At 38.5% G+C, this 19,651-nt stretch carries 16 protein-coding genes; 1 reads left to right on the forward strand and 15 read right to left on the reverse strand.

Annotation, left to right across the window (positions count from 1 at the left end):
* The 9 genes from J5J05_RS01510 to J5J05_RS01550 form a co-directional block, all read right to left on the reverse strand.
* Positions 1-831 carry a glycerophosphodiester phosphodiesterase family protein gene (locus J5J05_RS01510; protein WP_208558921.1) on the reverse strand — a complete coding sequence of 277 codons (831 nt, stop codon included), beginning with the start codon at positions 829-831 and terminating at the stop codon, positions 1-3.
* A complete protein-coding gene (locus tag J5J05_RS01515; protein WP_208558922.1) occupies positions 831-2,624 on the reverse strand; it encodes an ABC transporter permease in 1,794 nt (597 codons plus the stop codon). Before J5J05_RS01515 ends, J5J05_RS01510 begins: the two co-directional genes overlap by 1 nt.
* 1 nt (position 2,625) lies before the next feature.
* On the reverse strand, positions 2,626-3,648 hold the full coding sequence (locus tag J5J05_RS01520) for an ABC transporter ATP-binding protein (RefSeq protein WP_208558923.1): 1,023 nt from the start codon (positions 3,646-3,648) through the stop codon (positions 2,626-2,628).
* Positions 3,649-3,728: 80 nt separating this feature from the next.
* Complete coding sequence (locus J5J05_RS01525) at positions 3,729-4,799, reverse strand: extracellular solute-binding protein (protein ID WP_208558924.1); 1,071 nt, start codon at positions 4,797-4,799, stop codon at positions 3,729-3,731.
* Positions 4,800-5,161: 362 nt separating this feature from the next.
* The gene (locus J5J05_RS01530; RefSeq protein ID WP_208558925.1) at positions 5,162-5,911 is read right to left on the reverse strand and encodes a Panacea domain-containing protein; all 750 of its coding nucleotides are present in this window, start codon (positions 5,909-5,911) and stop codon (positions 5,162-5,164) included.
* Positions 5,911-6,591, reverse strand: coding sequence for a nucleotidyltransferase family protein (locus J5J05_RS01535; RefSeq protein WP_208558926.1), 681 nt, complete (start codon positions 6,589-6,591; stop codon positions 5,911-5,913). Before J5J05_RS01535 ends, J5J05_RS01530 begins: the two co-directional genes overlap by 1 nt.
* Positions 6,592-6,848: 257 nt before the next feature.
* The gene (locus tag J5J05_RS01540) at positions 6,849-8,282 is read right to left on the reverse strand and encodes a glycoside hydrolase family 1 protein (RefSeq protein ID WP_208558927.1); all 1,434 of its coding nucleotides are present in this window, start codon (positions 8,280-8,282) and stop codon (positions 6,849-6,851) included.
* Between the two features lie 19 nt (positions 8,283-8,301).
* Positions 8,302-10,206 (reverse strand): beta-glucoside-specific PTS transporter subunit IIABC, encoded by a 1,905-nt coding sequence (locus J5J05_RS01545; RefSeq protein WP_208558928.1) that lies wholly within the window; start codon positions 10,204-10,206, stop codon positions 8,302-8,304.
* A gap of 146 nt (positions 10,207-10,352) precedes the next feature.
* Positions 10,353-11,210: a PRD domain-containing protein gene (locus J5J05_RS01550; protein WP_208558929.1), complete on the reverse strand. Its 858-nt coding sequence runs from the start codon at positions 11,208-11,210 to the stop codon at positions 10,353-10,355.
* Between the two features lie 426 nt (positions 11,211-11,636).
* On the opposite strand from J5J05_RS01550, the gene J5J05_RS01555 reads away from it, so the two are divergent.
* Complete coding sequence (locus J5J05_RS01555) at positions 11,637-13,592, forward strand: heavy metal translocating P-type ATPase (RefSeq protein WP_208558930.1); 1,956 nt, start codon at positions 11,637-11,639, stop codon at positions 13,590-13,592.
* A 34-nt stretch (positions 13,593-13,626) separates the two neighbouring features.
* Here the strand turns inward: J5J05_RS01555 and J5J05_RS01560 are convergent, their stop codons facing one another.
* The 6 genes from J5J05_RS01560 to J5J05_RS01585 all read right to left on the reverse strand — a co-directional run bounded on the left by J5J05_RS01560 (position 13,627) and on the right by J5J05_RS01585 (position 19,594).
* Positions 13,627-13,941 (reverse strand): ArsR/SmtB family transcription factor, encoded by a 315-nt coding sequence (locus tag J5J05_RS01560; RefSeq protein ID WP_208558931.1) that lies wholly within the window; start codon positions 13,939-13,941, stop codon positions 13,627-13,629.
* 164 nt (positions 13,942-14,105) lie between these two features.
* Entirely contained in the window at positions 14,106-15,521 is a 1,416-nt protein-coding gene (locus J5J05_RS01565) for a glycoside hydrolase family 1 protein (RefSeq protein WP_208558932.1), read from the reverse strand.
* Positions 15,522-15,539: 18 nt separating this feature from the next.
* Positions 15,540-16,877 carry a PTS sugar transporter subunit IIC gene (locus tag J5J05_RS01570; protein WP_208558933.1) on the reverse strand — a complete coding sequence of 446 codons (1,338 nt, stop codon included), beginning with the start codon at positions 16,875-16,877 and terminating at the stop codon, positions 15,540-15,542.
* A 160-nt stretch (positions 16,878-17,037) separates the two neighbouring features.
* On the reverse strand, positions 17,038-17,754 hold the full coding sequence (locus J5J05_RS01575; protein WP_208558934.1) for a GntR family transcriptional regulator: 717 nt from the start codon (positions 17,752-17,754) through the stop codon (positions 17,038-17,040).
* Between the two features lie 164 nt (positions 17,755-17,918).
* On the reverse strand, positions 17,919-18,461 hold the full coding sequence (locus J5J05_RS01580; RefSeq protein ID WP_208558935.1) for a metal-dependent hydrolase: 543 nt from the start codon (positions 18,459-18,461) through the stop codon (positions 17,919-17,921).
* Between the two features lie 53 nt (positions 18,462-18,514).
* Positions 18,515-19,594, reverse strand: a complete 1,080-nt coding sequence (locus J5J05_RS01585; protein ID WP_208558936.1) for an acyltransferase — start codon at positions 19,592-19,594, stop codon at positions 18,515-18,517.
* Positions 19,595-19,651 lie beyond the last annotated feature (57 nt).

Raw genomic sequence — 19,651 nt, forward strand, 5'->3', positions numbered from 1 at the left:
CTACTTTCGAATTTGTTTGCGGAAATCAGATAGAAAATTCGGCCAATCAGTTTGAATGATATCAATGCCGAGTGATAGAAATTTTCTCCAAATACCATCATCTAGTAAGCCATGATCATCTGTCAGTCCACCGAACAAATTAAATCGCGCACCGAGGTTTTCCGCATTCGCTACAATTAAAAGATGCTGGTCATGCAATGCTTGAATATATGTTTCTTCTAGCAAATTCGAATCTAAATTGGTAACAATAAGCTCTATACCGATCATATCAATTTCTTCATAAGATTGCACCAGTTCAATCTCTTTTCGATCTTTCACAATTGGTATATAGTACCATTGGTCATTTTGCTGAGCGAGTTGGTTTAGATAAGCCATTTGAACGGGTGATTTCAAGACGATCTGTTTTTGTTTTCCTGATTGCTTTAAAATCTCAAAGAATATTGGATCATCCCAATAACCCCATGACCTGTCTAAATTAACGAGTTTGTTTTCGGGTAACCAGTCTAAGAATGCTGTTAATTTATTGAGTTTGTATCCAGATTCCACACCTAAGCTATTATTTACACTAATTTGATCGATTTCTGTTGATGTTAGTTGTTCAAATGGTTCACTCCGCGACAATAACATTTGTTCAGCGTGGTTGTGAAAGAGATAGTACACGCCATCAGCAGAACGGCAAACATCTACTTCGACGATATCAGCCCCAGCTTTGTAAGCCAACTGACTTGATTCGATGGAATTTTCAATAATATTGCCTCCCCAGAACCCTCTGTGTGCCATGATGAGAAAGGGTTGGGAACGATTCGCTTTTAGAAAAGAATGATCTTTCATCAATTCTCCCCCTTCGGTTTTTCTAATATCCCTTTTTCTTTGACTACTTTCTTACGTCTTTCTCCTACTTTTGATCCTCTTCCGTAGATCAGGTAGAACATGACACCGCCAACGATCATTAAAATAACAGAATACACAAGGTTGATCGCTGCGGCATTCAGATTATTGGCAGAATCTGCATTTGAGCGGATCGCGATACCGATTGTTGGGTATGCCGGATGATACAAGAATGCGGACAAGTCATAATCAGCTAGGAAATTATTGAAGTTCAAAGCAACAAGTGCTAATGCTGTCGGTAAAAGTGCTGGCAAGATTATCTTTAAAAAGGTTCTAATGGATGAAGATCCTAGTATGCGTGAAGCATCTTCTAAGTTTTCATCAAACGAGTAATAGGCGCCTTTAATATACCTAAGAGTCGCCGGCAACATCATGATCATATACGTTAATGGTAGAATCCATAGACTGCCGATCACGCTGTTTCCAAACAGCAACGGTGACGGTGCCCCATAAGATAAAATCAAACCTAGCGCAATCATGAGAGATGGCAACAGCCAAGGAATATAAAAGAAATATTCAGTGATTTCTGCGATTTTCTTTTTCTTGTTTTTCATCACGATTCTTGCAATGAGGATCATGAATAAAACAGCGAATACAGCCGCAAGTCCAGCGTATCCAATACTTGTCATCAGCGGTCCATAGCTATTACGGTTGAAGAGTATTTGTTGATAGTTTTCTAATGTGAAGTATTCAAGTGATAAAACGGAACGTGATATGCCTTGCAGGTTCATGAACGAAAATAAGATGACTAATACTAAAGGAAGTAAGTAAATAAAACAAAGAAGATAAGCAATTGCGTGAACAAGCGTGTTAGCGATCGGATTGCCGATCTTTTGTTTAGTGACACGTGTCTTTGTTTTAGAAATGGACATATAGTTTCCTTTTTTTTCATTTCTTGTCATGACGACTAATAGGACAACTTGTGCTGCCCCAAGAATCAAAGAAAGTAATGCTGCGATATCTCTTGATTGTGGTCTTTGCGTAAAATTCAAAATCATCGGAGAAATGGTTTCGAATTTACCGCCTACCATGATGGGTGCTGCCATAGCACCAAGGCCCATTTGAAAAGACATAATCACTAAAGTGATCATGATGGGAAATAGCGTTGGAAAAACAATGTCTTTGAGCACTTGCCACTGGCTACTCCCAAGATTTTTGGCAGCTTCAATTGTATTGTTATCTAATCCTTTTACGCCATTTCTTAAAAACAGCATATGATTCGTGGTACAAGCAAAGGTCATGACAAATAAGACTGCTGGAAAACCAGTGAACCATCCAGGTGTTAAATTGGGGAATAGACTAGTCAGCACTTTGGTAATGATACCATTTTGCCCATAAACGTATAGATAGCCATTATTTAAGACCATTCCGCTGAAGACAAAAGTCGACATGAAGCCTATCCTCAAAAAGTTAGATCCTTTAACCTCGAAATATTCTGTCACAAGGACGATGAATGTCCCAACAAGATTCACTGTAATCACGAGCACAAAAGCGAGTAAAAAAGAATTGATGATCGATTGAATAGCTCTACTTGAACTAGACAGTCTTTGAAAAGCGGAAAGACTTAATTGGCCGTCTACCCAAAAGATATCTCTCAATACATTGATATTAGGAAACAACAAAAAGGTCACGACAAACCATAAAATGAATAAGCAAAATAAGTAGAATGGTATTTTCGAAAAAAATGTTGTCTCTTTATTCCATTCTTTTTTCGGTATACTCACCGTAGCTTTCATCTTAGCTCACCTCGTATTCTAAAATATCTTCAGGATCGATATATACGGTTCTTTTCATTCCAGGCTCAACCTTCATGTTTCCATCCTCTTTAACGATGATTCTCATTGTCGTGTCTTGGTATTTACAAACATAAGTCGTAAAGGTTCCGTAAAAGAACTCATCTATAATCTGTACTTCCATCGGTATCATCTTTTCTGTGTTCGATGACCAAAGCTTAATTTTTTCCTCACGAATATAATGTCTTTTACCTACGGTGAACCGTTTCGTTCCTAGATATCTGTTGATATGATCAATTAAAGTGGCTTCCAAGTAATTAGCATCACCGATAAATTTGCAGACAAATTCAGTAGAAGATTGATCGTATATTTCTCTTGGGGTCCCGATCTGATCAATTTTACCATTGTTAAATATCGCAATATGGTCGGAAATCTCCAAGGCTTCGTCTTGATCATGGGTAACGTAGATAGCCGTCATTCCAGTTTCACGTTGGATGCGCTTCAGTTCAGCTCGCAATTGTTTTCTAAGTTTGGCATCCAAATTAGATAAAGGCTCATCGAAAAGGACGACTTTCGGTTTTTTTGCCAAAGCTCTTGCGATGGCTACTCGCTGTTGTTGTCCACCAGAAAGATCTGAGACGTTTTTTTGTAATTGCGCCGTATTCAACTCTACGAGGGTCGCTAATTCTTGTACCCGCTCGTCAATTTGGCTCTTTGATTGCTTGTCTATTTTAAGACCATAAGCGATGTTTTCGTAAACACTCATGGTCGGGAATAATGCGTATGACTGGAAAATCATTCCTAAATCTCTTTTTTCAACGGGTACTTTGAGGATATTCTTTCCTCTAATAGCGATACTGCCTTCTGAAGGTTGGATGAATCCAGCAATGGTTCTAAGAGTGGTCGTTTTCCCACAACCTGAGGGTCCTAGTAAGGTGAAAAACTCACCTTCTTCTACTTTAAAATGCACATCATCTACTGCGATGAAGTTGTCATATTTCACTTGCAAGTTACTGATTTCAATCATGTTGCTGTCTCCTCATCCCTTAAAATGGATAAAAAGCGAAATAGAAGCTATTCCGCTTTTTACCTCCCTACTATCTTTTGTTATGGCATTAATTCTAATTCGACTTTTTCCATCCAACTGTTCAAGTTCTCTTGTACAAAGTTCCAGTCGATATCCATTGGTGTAGTTGTTTCAGCGATTTCTGTGATTCTGTCTGAAGCACTTTCGAAGGCCACTTCATTTACTGGTTGTCCACCAAATTCATCTACGAATGCGGCTTGCATCTCTGCACTCCCGAACCAGTCAACAAATTCTTCAGCTTTTGAGTAGTCGTGGTCGTCTCCTTTGTTTAGGATGCCAATTTGTTCGCGCATTGTTACAACACCTTGGTCTGGATTCACAGGTACGCCAGTAAAGTCATATTCTTCTTCTGCGTTACCTAAGCCACCTGAAAAATAAAATGTGACCGGTACCGTTCCATCAGAAAAGTTCTGAAGTTGATCTTCGCTTTCAGGTGTCGCATATCCATTTGCTAGGAATGCTTCCACTTCGTCCCAGCCTTCTTGTGCGATGCCGAGGTCTCCACTTTCGTCTACATATTGGAGAAGGATACTTAGGATCGACTTCTGATTTGTCCCACTTGTCAGGTTTTCAGGTATTCGATATTTATCTTGTAATGCTTCATTCTTAGAAAGGTCTTGCCAATTTTCAGGAATATCGTCACCTTCAATGAATTCAGGATTGTACATCATGAAGATTCTTTGTTCCACTAATGGATGGAAGTATTGGTCGCCAATATTTGCTTCTGCTGGTATCTCGTTCGTCCAACTTGGTTCGTATTGTACCAATAAATCTTCGTTATTCAACTGGAAGAACATGGCTTCGTCCATTCCGAAGGTCACATCAGCTTGGGGTGCACTCGATTCTGCGAGTAATCGGTTGAAGATTTCTCCGCCGCCTGCTTCTACATATTGCATGTCAAAGCCAGCTTCTGTTGCTTTCTCGTCAAGCCATTCTTGTCTTCCATCAGCTAAAGAGTTCGAATAGACGAGTATACTTTCACTATCACTTTCTGGTGCAGTTGCTGAATCGGCTTCTCCTTCAGAAGCACAAGCAGCTAGCATTAATACGGATGTTGTTGACATTAAGGTTAGTAACCATTTCTTATTCACTTATTCATTCTCCTTTTCATCTCAAATCCTTGCTTCATTTATCGTAACAGAATATTACTAATTTTGATGTTCACTTTATGTAAAGAACTGTAGCGTTTATGTAAATGATCAGACGAATTAGTATAATGATTTTCGTTTTTCAGTTGTAAGAATGGTTAAAAATACTACTTTTCAAGTCTATTAGAAAGGCATTGGCAAGCTATAGGTAATTACAAGCTCTCCATTTAGTTTGATTTTAAAGATTTGTATGATGTTCTTTTTAATTGTCCACTACTTCCATACCGAACCCTATCCGCTAGACGCAAAAAGACCGCGTACACTTGGCCTGAGCTTTGTATACGCGGTTCTATTTTTTTGAATTTCTACGTATTTGATTCGTTGACATGATATTGAAGAATTGTTTCGTCTATTATTACAGCATTTACATTGTCCATATTATATGTTTTACTCCAAGGGCTGTCTTTTGAATGCGTTAATGTGACTAGTTGATTAGCAGTATAATTTTCGTAATGTCTGATTGTATTTAAAATAGATTCGATTGCTTTCTCTCCTTTATTTGAATTGGAGAGTTTCATGAGTAATGGCGGTACTACTGTATCTTTTACCCAAAAAGCGTATTTTTCGCTATCGTTTATTTTCTCAGCACCATATTTTTTGAATAATTGATAAACTTTCTCTACTACAGGACCATATTTATATGTGACAATGTCATCTTTGAAAAGAGGTTCATGATAACGACTAAGATAATCAGCATACACCAAGTACAGCAATTTTTGCAATTTCAAATGTGACATAGATTTTAATGCTAAAATAAATGTAGCCACGTCCATTGCATGAATTTCTTTATCTTCCTCTAATAATCTAAATAACTCATCTTCATTCTCTGTAGCTAAAACATCTTCAAAGAACGAATCTTTCTCTACAACTGATTTCCACTCCTCACTATTTGTCGTTAACTTATGCACACCGAAAAATGTACTACCTTGTATTTCTGCTTTCTTCATAAATAATCGAATTTTTTCTTTGTCTAATCTGTCTTCTGAAGAATAGTGCCAAGCAATTCTTTTTCCGTTTACAAAGTCACTTGCTATGGCTATATAATGAAATGTCATTATATTTCTCTCCTTTCAGGATTACTATCGTTTTTGTACATATCAGGCCATTTTGTATACTGTCTTTTTATCTTATGCTTTTTATGTGACGCTTCATTACGAATACTGTCCTCTTTAGACCAAATTTGTAATTCCCAGGGGAAAAAGATATTTTTCTCGTTTTTAAAATAAAGATGGGTCGCAAGATATTCGTCTTCAGTTTTTATAACTTTTCTCAAATTGTATTTCTCACACAGCTTTTTAATATTGTCAGTAAAAGAAGCATCATTATGATCGATATTTTCAAATATAATTCTGATACCAAAAATATCATTCATACATTTGTTGATTGGTATAACACCAACACCCTCTTTACTAGTCTTTTTTCCGTAGTGAATCAATTTATTAACTATAGAATCTTTCTGTTTGATTCTCGTTCTAACATCAAAGTCCTTAAAATCAAATTCATATTCAATATCAATAGTTTGAATATTGAGAAAATGATGATAGTCATCTATCATCTTAAGAAACTCTACATCTATAAGCCTCAGCTCTTCATCTACAATATGATCAATACGATTCTTTTTTAAATTTAATACCTTTAGTTCTGTTGAATCGACCCAACTAGATGAAATTTCGAGATGATGATCATTTATTGCTTTAACCAACTCTTGTAGTACTTTTTCATCGAATAATGGCATCTATTTCATTCCCTTTTTTCTAGTATACATATAATAACACAGGGTATGCAGTAGTACTAAGCTAACTTTAAGTTTTCTACTATATTGAATTCATTAATTTGAGAAGTACTTTTAGTCCTTATTAAAATTCTCTCTATTCTTGATAGATTCTTTTTACTTGTCCCCTGCTTCCAAACCGATCCTTATCCGTTAGACGCAAAAAGACCGCGTACACTTAGCTTGGGCTTTGTGTACGCAGTCTTCTTATTACGACTCGGTTATGCTTTTAAGCTTTCACCGTTTGTTTCGATAACTTCTTTGTACCAGTTGAAACTTTTCTTTTTGTAGCGGTCTAGTGAGCCTGAACCGTCATCGTGACGATCCACGTAGATGAATCCGTAACGTTTAGCTAGTTGTGCAGTAGATGCACTAACAAGGTCGATACAGCCCCATGTTGTATAACCCATAACGTCAACGCCATCTTTGACTGCTTCTTTGACTTGAACTAAGTGATCGTTCAAGTATTTGATGCGGTAGTCATCAATGACAGTTTTGTTGCCATTTTCGTCAGTAATCAGTTCGTCTTTCGCGCCAAGGCCATTTTCAACGATGAATAACGGTAATTGGTATCTATCCCAGAAGTCGTTCAATACGATACGAAGACCTTTAGGATCGATTTGCCAGCCCCACTCTGAAGCTTCTAGATACGGGTTGTGGACGCCGCCAAGGATGTTTCCTTCACCTTTTACTTTTTTGCTTTCGTCCGCTGTATCTGTCGAGCTCATGTAGTAACTGAATGAGATGAAATCAACAGTATTTTTTAGTAATTCTTCGTCTTCTGCTGTTACATTCAATTCAATATTGTTCTCAGCGAAATAGCGTTTCATATATCCAGGATACTCGCCACGAACGTGAACATCAGAGAAGAAGTAATTCTTTCTTTCTGTTTCCATAACGGTAATCACGTCATCAGGGTTGGGTGTCAACGGATAAGTTGGCATCGCAAGCACCATACAGCCGATTTCAGCATCTGGCATGATTTCGTGTCCGATTTTTGTAGCCAATGCACTCGCCACTAGTTCATGGTGAACCGCTTGAAACAAATCTTGTTCTGACAGTTCTTCAGGCGGTGTTGAAATACCACCACTCATAAATGGTGCGTGTAATACTGAGTTGATTTCATTGAATGTTAACCAGTATTTCACTTTACCTTTATAGCGGTTGAAGACGGTACGAACATAGTTTTCGTAGAAACCGATCATTTTACGGTTGACCCAGCCATCATACTCTTTTGATAAATGTAACGGTGTTTCGTAGTGTGATAAAGTGATCAGTGGTTCAATACCATATTTATTTAACTCATCAAATAAGTCATCATAAAATTTCAGACCTGCTTCGTTTGGTTCGCTTTCATCTCCATTTGGAAAAATACGTGTCCAAGCGATAGACGTACGGAATGTTTTGAATCCCATTTCCGCGAATAATTTAATATCTTCTTTGTAGCGGTTGTAGAAGTCTATACCAACAAGTTTCATATTGTCTTCTGTTGGGCCATCTGTAATCTCGCCAAATCCGCCGTTAGGTGTGACATCCTGCACGGATAGTCCTTTACCATCTTTGTCGAAAGCTCCTTCAAATTGGTTTGCCGCTGCTGCGCCACCCCAAAGGAATCCTTCTTTGAATCCAGTGATTTTATCTGTGTTAAAACTCATGCACTTCGTCCTCTCCAAATTATGATATAACTGAAAGTAGTTGTTCTTTTTCGAAGATTTTTCCTTCGCTGTTTACTGAAACAACATCTAGATAGTCGAATGTATTTGTGATGATCACCATTGTTGCAGTGTTGTAACCAGCTTCTTCAATCGCTAGAACATCTGCTACAACCAATACATCACCAACTTCAACGCGATCTCCTACTCCCATTTTAGGCGAAAAGTGCTTTCCTTTCAACTCAACTGTATCGATACCGATATGGATGAGTACTTCTACGCCGTCGTCAGATTTGATACCGATTGCGTGGTATGAATTTGGAAAGACCGTAATTTCACCAGCTATGGGTGCGACAAATTGGTTGTTAGTTGGTTTGATTGCAATACCTTTACCCATAATTTCCTGTGAAAAGGTTTCATCTGGAACGTCTTTTAGTGGAACGATTTCACCAGTGACCGTTGCGAAAACGTCAGATGGCTTTTTGTTTTCGTTGTTCGCTTCTACGACTGTTTCAGCTTTAACTTCTGGTTTATTCTCTACTGTTGCAGATTTAACAGGTGCCGTAATCGTTTCTTCGAACCCTAGAATAAATGTAATCACGAAAGCTGTAATGAATGCGATTAATATCCCGATGATTAGATAAACTAGATTCCATGCGTCTTGTGAATCAATAAATACAGGAATCATAGGTAAACCAGGTACGCCTGTACCATATGCACGAACACTCATAAAGACAACAAATGCTCCTGCAAGTCCCCCACCGGCCATTGCTGCGTAAAATGGTTTTTTCAGTTTCAAGTTAACGCCGTACATTGCAGGTTCTGTTACACCGAATAATGCTGAGATTCCTGATGAAAGAGCTAACTGCTTCATGTTTTTATCTTTTGATTTAAGCGCAACTGCTAATGCAGCGCCAGATTGGCCCATATTCGCCATGAACATTACAGGGATAATCGTCGTGTCGAAGCCTAATCTAGCTAAGTTATCTACTACTAATGGTAAAAAGGCATAATGCATACCGGTCATGATAATCAGTGACATCGTTCCACCAAGAAGCAGACCCGCGAATGGCCCAGTATTCATAAATAGCCAGTTTACACCACCTGATAAGGCGTTACCTACATATGTTCCAAGCGGTCCAAGAACTACTAGCGTGATCGGAATAGTAATAACAAGTGACACTAATGGGCTGAACATCATTGAGATCACATTTGGCATCCATGAACGTACCCATCTGTCCAAGTATGAAAGTAACCAAACCCCTAAGATAATCGGTACTACCGATGAGCTGTAATCGATGTATGGAAGATCAATGATACCAAATAAACTTAATGGTGTTGCATCTGTTCCAGCAGCATTTAAGATGGTTGGATACATCAATCCCCCTGCAACTGTTAGAGCTAAAAACTCGCTTGTTTTGAATTTTTTCGCTGCAGATACAGCTAGTAAGAATGGCAAGAAATAGAAGACGATATCTGAAATCAAGAATAAAATTTGGTAGATATCACTTGTATCTGACATTAAACCAATTGCTACGAATAAGGCTAAAAATCCTTTTAATAATCCTGTACCGGCAAGCGCTGGTAAGATCGGTGAGAAAATCCCAGAAACAACATCCATCAATTTAGATACAATACTTTCATTGTTGTTTGCTTCTGTTGGCTCGTTTGATGAAGTATCACCTAATTCTTTTTCTAATTCTTCATAGACATCTGATACACGGTTTCCTACGATGACCTGAAATTGGTCTCCAGAAAATTGTACGCCCATCACGCCTTCTACATCTTTGATTTCATCTAATTTCACTTGATCTTTATCGTTCAAGTTAAAACGTAGACGTGTAACACAATGCCAAGCGTTGTTGACATTTTCTTTTCCGCCAGTAAGTTCGAGAACTTTTTGAGCGATTTCTTTATTTGAACTCATTTGTTTCCTCCTACAAATTGTTTTCCCCTTAAAGTGGGATCAATAAAATAATGGTAAAAAAAATACCAAATATTTTCTTATGTACAGGAAATAAGCCTGTAGATAAGAAAACATTTGGTAATGCCTGATCGAATCAGTGACAATCCTTATGTGTTCTCTTGATGAATTCTATTCGTTACTCTAAATATATGGAGCGTCAGATAAAGCATTTCATCTGATGAAAGGGACCAATCTTCTTGTTTGTTTAATAGTGTTGAGATTTTTTCAGCAGCTTCGTATGCTTTTAAGTATTTTGCTTTGACTGCTTCAAGAACCGTTTGATCGATTCCTTCATGATGCACCGGTTCTCCGTGGGTTTGTCTGATGATAAAGTAGCGCAAATGCGTCAGAAAGCGAACATAATTCAGCGATTCTTCATCTAATTCGATTTGAAAATGATACTTCACCACTTCCAAAATTCGGTTGATGAGTTTCGTCATTTTGACCGTGTTCTCTATTTTTCCTTCATCATTTTGTGCATTCACAAAGTGATACGTAATAAAGGTCTCTTCGCTTTTTGGTAACGTAATCGAGAGTCGTTTATTGATCGTTTCAATCGCCTTTAAGGCAGCCTCATATTCTTTAGGATAAAGCTTCTTAACTTCCCAGCGCAAGTTCTCAGTGTATTCTACACCTTCTTGCGTTCGTTTCAATGCATAGTTCAAGTGGTCTGCTAATGTAATATAATTTCTTGTACTAAAGGTAATGCCTAAGTAAGTTTCAGCTTCTTTTGTCACGTCAGATACGACGTCAATGATTTCAGGATCCATACTCGCAATCGTTTGCAGTAAATCGATTTGACCATGAGTAGGCTCAGCAATAAAGCGTCTATCAATCATCGTTTTGTCGACCGGCTCGCCTTTAACAGCATTAAATCCGATCCCTTTACCGATAACGATCCACTCGATGCCTGTTGAGTCGAGAACTAATGCAACATTATTATTGAATTTTTTCAAGAATTCCACAGGTATCCCCCTCATTTAGAACAAAAAAATAACCCAAATTGAATACAGCGGTAACTACCGGTGATTTCAGATTTAGGTAATGCCTGATCGAATCAGTAACAATCCTTCAATTTAACTCACTTGAATAAATATAACACGAGATAAAACAGCTGTAAACCTCCTTTGACTTATTTCACTCAATTTCGTAGTATTTTTATCCTATTCAAACTAAATCGTTCAATTTTTTTTATTTGTAATTGGTCTAATCACTATTTCTTGAGTATTCTATTGCTCCTTTAATCCCTAACGACATTCCATCTACTTTTTAGAGTATCTTTTGACAAATGAATGAGTATTCAAGTATAATCAACGTATACATATGAGCGGTCATTCATTTGTAAATGGCCGCTTAGAAATGTTTTAAATTCAACTCAAAGGATGATCATGATGCATAATCCACAATCCAGTACTATTTACCCTAAAAGACCCGTTACTAAAAGCAACCCACACCATGAAAATGATGCCTCTCATCATGGACATGTGCCCGTCATTTTGTACGTCATTGGTCTTATTATTTATCTGGTTGCGCTTGTCACCTCGTTCGGTACTGTCGTTTCAAATAGTTTGTTTATGCTCACGATGTTGATTTCTGGCTATCATGTGATCACTGAGGGTGTGGTTGATACGTTCAAAGAATCGATCACGCGTAAAAGATTTCATCCTAACGTTCATATTCTGATGGCTTTAGCGGCTTTGGGGTCTTCTATCATTGGGGCGTTTGACGAAGGCGCTTTACTCATTCTGATTTTCGCTGGCGCTCATTTTCTGGAAGAATATGCTGAAGGAAAAAGTAAACGTGAGATCACGAATCTCTTGCAGATGAATCCAACTGAAGCGAGACGACTAAAAGATAATGGCGAGACGGAGATCGTTTCTGTGTCGGATCTTGAAATTGGTGATCAGTTGCGCGTTTTACCAGGAGATCAAATACCGACGGATGGCGAGATCACTTCTGGTTCTGTTTATATTGACGAATCGGCTATCAATGGAGAAAGCATGCCGCGTGAGAAAACCGTTGGGGATGAAATATTCGGGAGTACCGTTAACGGTGATGCTGCTTTTACTATGACCGTTACTAAAAATAGTGAAGATACTGTTTTCGCAAAAATTATTGCACTCGTTGATCAATCTCAGTCCAATCTTTCTAAGACTGCCACTACCATCAAGCGGATCGAACCGATCTATGTGGTTTCTGTGATGATCGCCGTACCAATATTCATTTTAGTCATGCCCTTTCTTTCAAGTTGGGATTACGAAGAGAGCTTTTACAGGGGAATGATCATGCTGGTTTCAGCTTCACCCTGTGCACTCGCAGCGAGTGCTGTTCCGGCAACTTTATCTGGTATTTCGAATTTAGCTAAGCGTGGTGTTTTATTTAAGGGTGGTTCTTTCCTTTCTAATCTGACAAAAGTAAAAGCTGTCGCTTTTGATAAAACGGGTACGTTAACAAAAGGCAAACCCGTCGTGACTGATACCTACTTTATAGAAGAAAATCGAACAGCTGAATGGAAACAATGCATTGTCAGTATGGAAAAAGAAGCTAACCACCCACTTGCTACAGCGATATTAGACGCTTTTGAATCAGAGATTTCAGTATCTACTCAAGATATTACCGTGCAAAATGAGATTGGAAAAGGGCTAACTGCACAGATTGGAGGAAAAGCCTATCGCATTGGGAAGCCTGCTTTGTTTACTCACATTCCAGACACGCTCGCATCACAAACTGAAGCACTGGCAAAAGCTGGTAAAACAGTTGTTTATTTCAGCAAAAATGATCAAGTCGTGGGTTTGATTGCAATGATGGATCTTCCACATGATAATGTCCCAAGCGTTATTGATTATCTGAAAGCACAAGGTATTCATACTGCAATGATCACTGGTGATGCTGAACAAACGGGCAAAGCCGTCGCAGATCTTTTATCGATCGATGAAGTGGTTGGCAATGTTTTACCTGAAAATAAATCTCAGATTATTCAGGACTTGCAAAAAGAACATGGCGAAACCGTCATGATCGGTGATGGTATCAACGATGCCCCCGCATTGGTCAATGCAGATATTGGGTTTGCGATGGGTGATGGTACTGATATTGCCATTGATGTGGCCGATGCCGTGATCATGCAAAATGATTTGACTCGTTTCCAATATGCACATAGACTCTCTAGAAAATTAAACCGAGTGGTTTGGCAGAATATCTGCTTTTCCATGTTCGTAGTAGTCTTATTGATAACATTGAACCTCCTCGGACAAGTCGACATCGGTATCGGTGTGCTTGCTCACGAGGGCAGTACGATCATCGTTATCTTAAACGGTCTGCGTCTTCTTCTCCCGCTTAAAACAAACTGACAAAAAGCCATCGAATAGGCATTCGATGGCTTTTTTAATCTGTATTTTCTCGAGTATGTGTCATAACTTGTTCTAATATTTTAAAGACATGATCATCATCTAAACGGTAATAAATGGTTTTCCCTTCACGCCTTGGCTTGACTAATCGGTTCTTTTTCAAAGTACTCAACTGATGAGAGATGGCAGACTGGTGCATGTCCAGTGAAGCAGCAATCTCTCCTACATTCATTTCTTTTTTTTGTAGTAAAAATAGAATCGATAGACGCGTAGGATCACTGATCGTCTTAAAAAACTGACTAACTGGTTGTAGCATCGCTCTATCGATATCGACGTTGTGGCCGTCTACCATGTACATTCTCCTTTCAGTGCCAAACTTTTTGAAGGCATTGACACTGATCATTCTCTTGGATTCATTATACTATTACTGAATTCGAATGCACAAGGTCTGACTATAACGAGGTATAAGAAAACCGTACGATTGGGCTAAAAAACCAAATCGTACGGTTGTTCACTTTACTTCCACACGGGTTCAGATGATGTCAATTCACGTTTTTCGATGAGTCCTTTATACCAGTATCCAGATTGTTTCAAGGAACGGGCTTGTTGGTTTTCATTATCGATACGAACCAATCCATAACGATTTTTGAAAGCATTCATTGGTGAAACGCAGTCCGTGAATGCCCACAACATATATCCTTCGCAGTTTGCCCCTGCTTCAACGGCTTTCAATAGCCAAGATAGGTGTTCTCCTAAAAACGCAATCCGGTAATCATCCTGTACGATTCCTTTGTCATCCATGAATCGTTCTTCTTGCTCGATCCCCATACCATTTTCTGTGATCAACCAAGGAATATTATTATACTCGTTTTTGATACGCAGTGCCATATCATACATCAATTTCGGATAGATCTCCCATCCTCTTGATTTGTTCATACGACGACCAGGTAATTCAAACGAATCATAATACTGTTCTGGATGAAAAGGTGTGTCTTTGTTCCAAGCATATTTCGGTGCTTGAACACGTTTTGGGAAATAAAGATTGATTCCTAAATAATCGACCGTATTCTGTTTGATGATTGCAAGTTCTTCTTTATCATGATCAAATAGAATATCGTGTTGTTTCAATAAATCGATCAGTTCTTGTGGATAGACCCCTTTCACTGCTGGATCCAAAAACACACGGTTGAAGAATAAATCAAAAATATGCGCGGCTTTTTGATCAGCTTTTGAAGAGGAACGAGCATAAGTGACTTCTGGATTTAATATGGTTCCGATCCGGCCATCATAATTCCCTTTTTTATAGACCGCTACGGCTTTAGCTGTGGCCAATACTTTATGATGGTTCCACTGCATCCACTTCTTGGTGTTTTGTTCATGTGGCCATCTGATAGCATCCAAGTAAACTCTGGTTTGGACCACGACTGGTTCATTGAATACGAACCAGTTTTTCACGCGATCTGCATATCGTTCAAAAGCGATCTCTGCATAACCCGCAAACAATTCGACCACTTTCTTTGAACTCCAGCCATCATAGGTTTCTTGAAGATAGGCCGGTAATTCATAATGTTCCAGACATAACATCGGTTCGACACCCGCTTTGAGCAGTGCATCAATCATATCACTAATATGTTTAGCATAGTCTTCATCGACCGTTAACGACTCGTAATCAGTGAAAAATCTTGACCAGTTGATACTCGTACGGTAATGAGTCAAACCGATTTTTTGCATATGATCAATATCTTCTTGGTATTTCTCCATGAAATTAGTTGCGACAGCGGGACCGTATCCTTCGTGCCAAACAAAATATTCTTCTTTATACCAAGCATCCAGATAAGAATCTTGTCCCTCTTTTTTTCCTTTCCAACCTTCAGTCTGCCATGCTGATGAGCCTGCACCTAGTATAAAATCTTTCGGTATTTGTTGAATCATGTAAACACTCCTCTATTTTTACTGAACTGTTTCTTCACCAAATTCTTCTTTTTCAATCTCTTCTACTTTTATTTCTTTATTTGAGACTTTAATAAATGGTAAGTAAATCAAGACGGAGACCACGATACAGATCAGTTGGGTTACAACGGCTCCCCAGTCTCCAGCTGTTGCGATCCACGCACTAAGTAATGGTGGCATCGTCCATGGAATCATTACGACTGCTTTTCCTGCAAAACCAATCGAGGTCAGGAAGTAAGCGATCGTTCCAGTAACTAGCGGTGTAAGCACAAATGGAATCGCAATAATCGGGTTCAAAACAATCGGTAAACCGAAGATAACAGGTTCATTTACATTAAAGATACCCGGGGCAAAAGACAGCTTTCCAATCGAACGGAAGTCTTCTCGTTTACTCCCAATAAAAATCGCAATAAGTAGACCGAGCGTCAACCCAGATCCGCCTACTGTCATATAAATATCCCAAAACGGCATGTTGATGATATTCGGAATCGTTTTTCCCGCTTCAAAGGCTTGTGTGTTTTCTGCAATAGCTGCCAGTAAAATTGGTTCTCTAATGGGTTTAATAATCTGATTTCCATGAATCCCGATCACCCAAAACAATTGAGAAACTAGCATCAATACAAGTAGTCCTGGTAGACCTTGAACAATATTTTCAAGTGGTGCTTGAACGAGATTATAGATAATATCGTAAATATGTCTACCTGTAGTCGCATTGATGGCAAAACCAATTGCTGCAACGATGATAATCGTGAAGACGGTTGGAATCAGTGCTGAAAAAGAGCGCGACACGTTTGTCGGTACTGAATCTGGCATGGAAATTTTCAGTTTATCTTGTTTACCTAACCAGGTATACAATTCAATTGATCCAATCGCTACAATCATGCCCAGAAACAAACCACCTGAACCTGTGTAATCTCTTGAGATCACATTAGCTGCTTCAAAGGTTTGATCGCCAACAACCACGTTCATGGTTGTCGGAATAATGGCAATATAAGATAAGGCTGCTAGTAAACCTGGAAAGTGGCCTTCCAAGTCATTCAACTTCGCCATTTCATTCCCAATCAAGAATACTGCACCCAGTGCCATCATATTCATCGTGGCATAGTTCACCATCTGGGAAAGGGGTTTTAATCCTTCTAGCCATCCTAACCAACTAATTTGTGCTAGGCCATTGGTACTGTCGAACACCATATTCGAGAAAAGCGTAGCAAAAGCACCTGTGATAATGATCGGCAATAGTAAGGTGAAAGCATTTTTGATTGCTATGATATATTTATAGCTATTGATCTTGTAAGCTACTTGATTGAGTGTACTAACAAATTTACTATCTTCTAACATCCTATTTCCTCCTCCATTCTATATGTAACGGCTTTCAAAAACAGTTTAACGTGTTTCTTCATAAATGTAAAGCTTAATTAAATATTTGTATATACAAATATTTAATTAAAAAAATAAGCTGCTCATTTTAAATGAACAGCCCGTCTTTTCGTAATAGCCCTCAATGATCTTGATTTTCAAATAGCATTTCTACCATATCATATCTATGATGTACGATAGAATATTCGACCGGCGTGCCAGTAGTTAGGTACATGATCTTTTCTACTTCTAGAACGGGATCCGTTTCTTTACAGTCCAAGTGAACTTGATCAAGCGCCGTTGGTTTTGAAGCTCGTACAATTTGACGATTATCTTTAAAGATAATCCCAAGTTCTTCACGGATATACCGATAAACAGAATCATTTAAAACTTCTTCTGTTATCCCCTTTATCAGGTGAACAGGCATAACGGTATTTTCTAATGAATAGGGTTTACCACCGATAATTCTCAACCGCTGGTAGAAATAAACAGGTGTTTCTCGATCGATCAGTAGATGTCGTCTTTCTTTTTCATCAGGAAAGCGAACAGTGAACGTGATGACTTTATTATCTAATTGTGCTTCTTTCTGAACGGCTGTCGTCAAGCCTACATTATGACCGATTTGTATACTCGTTTGTGCTTTCATCAATGCGTTTCGTTTTATGTACGATCCAGATCCTTGGATGGTATAGAGTAGCCCTGCTGCTCGAAGTAAATCTAAGGCCTTTTTGATCGTCACTCGACTTGTAGCAAACTCTTTTGCAAGCGTTTGTTGATCAGGCAATTTCTCATCGACCGTATAGACATGCGTGTTGATGCGTTCTTTAATTATTTCTGCGATTTCCTTATACTTCGGCATATATCCTACCCTCCTATATTGAAAATCTCATTGTCTCATATTTAAAATAGTATCAGATTTTATCAAAAAATACTAGTTTCCGTCCGTCTTGTTGTTCAATCTTTACTAGTGAAAAGAAAACAGCCAGAAAATCCACTAGTAGGATTTCCTGACTATTTATCGTTCTAAAACAAATTATGCGCCAGTCGATTCAAATATACAAAAGATAAATCATCTAATCTTAGTTGAGTTAAATGGTAAAGAATTGCGACTAACGAAACAAAAAAGATTACTTGCTCTGCCAATCCACCGGTAGAATAGTAGATGATTTTAAATCCAGATTGAAAACTTTTTTTAGAAAATGGCTGTAACCAAGCAATGCCTTTTTTGGAGAATGAATCTTCTATTAGATGTGCTAAGTAGCCGAGGCTAAACCACTGAATCAATTCTACTGGAAACGATAGCCACTGAGCGATAATATAGAAAAGATAGGAAATAGCTATCAAACCAACTAGACTATGCGTCAAACCTCTGTGACCAAATAGTCCCTTAACACCACCACTTACCCCTTTTAAGCGACGACCGATATATGAATTCGGTTCATCTATATCTGGGAATACTGCCCCAACTGCTAATAGGGCCACCCCACTCATCGTCAATGCTTGCGCTGAATCCATGACAGGAAGCGTAATTGCGAGGGTTGTTGCTAAATGCGTTTTGTATCTCACTGACGGTTTTCTCCTTCACGTTCATAAAAAATGATGCTTTTTTTGATGAAAAGTTATGACGTTCTATTCAATTTTTCATTCAGGACATCTTGGCATTTTGCGATTGTTCTTTTCCATAAACGCATAAGCACCCAGATCAATACGTAACTCACAAAGCCGACAACGAGAACCATAATCGGAATGGATAAAATCGGAGACGCAAATGTCGTATTGATTCCTTGGTCCCAAATCAAATCCCTAACAAGAACATGAATCAGGTAAATACCAAATGAATATTTAGAAAAATGTAAAATCAGTTTTTTCACACGGTCTGATAACTCGATCGGTTCAATGGTATATTTAAAAAAGACAAATGTTGCAATCGAAGCAAAAAATACATTCGGTGTTAAATATTCGTAGAACAAAGAATACATTACGCCATCTTGTACCGAGCGGACTGCCGTTCCAATGATCGTGACTGCAAAACCGACCAATCCTAGCAAATAAATGCCGTAGCGCCAGTTCTTTGTCAATTGGATTCGGTTAAGCACATATCCTGCCATAAAGTATCCTGCATAACCAAGCGTGATATCAACATTCAAGCCATTGTCAACGACGGTCGCAGTTGATCTGACTGGAAACTGGTTGATCGTCGGAATCAGTATACCTACGACAAAACTGACGAGCAAGAAGTATAAAGCAAGTTGTTTGTCGCGTGTGATCGGTCTAAGAAAAGGTGTCATGATGTATACTTCGGTTAATCGGTACAGAAACCATAAGTGAAAGTAGCCTTGAACGATTTCTAGAACCGTTTGGTCTACTTCATCAACGATCGGCTGAGCAGGTTGTCTGAATCGGCTCATCAATACGTAGACGATAGACCAAAATAGAAAGGTTCGTACGAGCCGCCAAATATATTTTGTATACATGGTTTTTGGTTCGATATCTTTTTTTGGATCCAGAAAGAACATCCCGCTCACCATAAATAGGATGGGAACACAAATACGACTGATGCCGTTTAAAATATTCATGAATTGCCATTGATAGGTCTCTAATTCATATCGGTGGGTATCTTTTGAGATAACATGGATAAAGATGACCATTACGATCCCCATGATTCTCAGTATATCCGCGAACCAGACTCTTTGTTTCATAAGATGATTCTCCTCAACTATAATGTAAAAATATCATATCAGAAAATCCTAAGTAGG

Source organism: Marinilactibacillus kalidii (genome assembly GCF_017599325.1).
In the GTDB taxonomy this organism is placed as follows: Bacteria; Bacillota; Bacilli; order Lactobacillales; family Carnobacteriaceae_A; genus Marinilactibacillus; species Marinilactibacillus kalidii.

Coding starts and splice junctions, on each gene's coding strand:
- J5J05_RS01585 (WP_208558936.1), bottom strand. CDS start 19,594: ATGAAACAAAGAGTCTGGTTCGCGGATATACTGAGAATCATGGGGATC.
- J5J05_RS01575 (WP_208558934.1), bottom strand. CDS start 17,754: ATGCCGAAGTATAAGGAAATCGCAGAAATAATTAAAGAACGCATCAAC.
- J5J05_RS01565 (WP_208558932.1), bottom strand. CDS start 15,521: ATGATTCAACAAATACCGAAAGATTTTATACTAGGTGCAGGCTCATCA.
- J5J05_RS01515 (WP_208558922.1), bottom strand. CDS start 2,624: ATGAAAGCTACGGTGAGTATACCGAAAAAAGAATGGAATAAAGAGACA.
- J5J05_RS01560 (WP_208558931.1), bottom strand. CDS start 13,941: ATGGTAGACGGCCACAACGTCGATATCGATAGAGCGATGCTACAACCA.
- J5J05_RS01570 (WP_208558933.1), bottom strand. CDS start 16,877: ATGTTAGAAGATAGTAAATTTGTTAGTACACTCAATCAAGTAGCTTAC.
- J5J05_RS01540 (WP_208558927.1), bottom strand. CDS start 8,282: ATGAGTTTTAACACAGATAAAATCACTGGATTCAAAGAAGGATTCCTT.
- J5J05_RS01520 (WP_208558923.1), bottom strand. CDS start 3,648: ATGATTGAAATCAGTAACTTGCAAGTGAAATATGACAACTTCATCGCA.
- J5J05_RS01530 (WP_208558925.1), bottom strand. CDS start 5,911: ATGACATTTCATTATATAGCCATAGCAAGTGACTTTGTAAACGGAAAA.
- J5J05_RS01510 (WP_208558921.1), bottom strand. CDS start 831: ATGAAAGATCATTCTTTTCTAAAAGCGAATCGTTCCCAACCCTTTCTC.
- J5J05_RS01545 (WP_208558928.1), bottom strand. CDS start 10,206: ATGAGTTCAAATAAAGAAATCGCTCAAAAAGTTCTCGAACTTACTGGC.
- J5J05_RS01535 (WP_208558926.1), bottom strand. CDS start 6,591: ATGCCATTATTCGATGAAAAAGTACTACAAGAGTTGGTTAAAGCAATA.
- J5J05_RS01555 (WP_208558930.1), top strand. CDS start 11,637: ATGCATAATCCACAATCCAGTACTATTTACCCTAAAAGACCCGTTACT.